Source organism: Alcanivorax sp. HI0044 (assembly GCF_001634945.1).
In genome coordinates this window covers 1-529 of sequence record NZ_LWEZ01000898.1, presented here as the reverse complement: position 1 = coordinate 529, position 529 = coordinate 1, and the positions used below count along the sequence as shown (strand labels likewise).

General features: G+C 61.8%; 1 pseudogene. It reads right to left on the bottom strand.

The annotated features are described in order from the left end of the window. Positions 1–506, bottom strand: a pseudogene (locus tag A3730_RS10655) (DUF349 domain-containing protein); the annotation flags it as partial. Positions 507–529 lie beyond the last annotated feature (23 nt).

Here is a 529-nt window from a genome sequence, read left to right as displayed (position 1 = left end):
AGGACGGCAATGGCGCTGTCCAGGCGCGCTTTCACTGCGGCAGGCACCGGTGTTTGGTGCTGTTTGAGAAGCCGCTGCATTTCCTCGCGGGCGTCAAACTGTTGCTGCTTCATGACACTGGGTAGTTGCTCTAGCTGCCATTGCAAGCGGCGCTGGCGCTCCGGTTCCGGGCTGGGCACACCGGCCAGGGCCTCAAAGGCCACGGCCAGGGTAAGAGCGGAGTCAGTATTCGCACCACTTTCTGGTTGGTCAGCGGATTCGACACTTTCCGTCAGGGCCACAACGGCGTCACGGAGCTGCTGCCACTGCTGCCAACGACTGAGTTGCTGAAGTCGCTCGCTGGCGCGCCGCTTCAGTTGCTGTGCTTTGCGAACCAGCGGCTGGGGCTGATTGCCATCCAGGTGCTCGTCCACGGCTGCAGCCGCGCTGCGTAGACTGTTCGCTGTGTCAGCGCTAAACGGTTGCGTCAGTGATACCTCCAGCGCATCAATGTGCGTGGTCAGCATCTGGCTCGCTTGCTCCTGTTGCT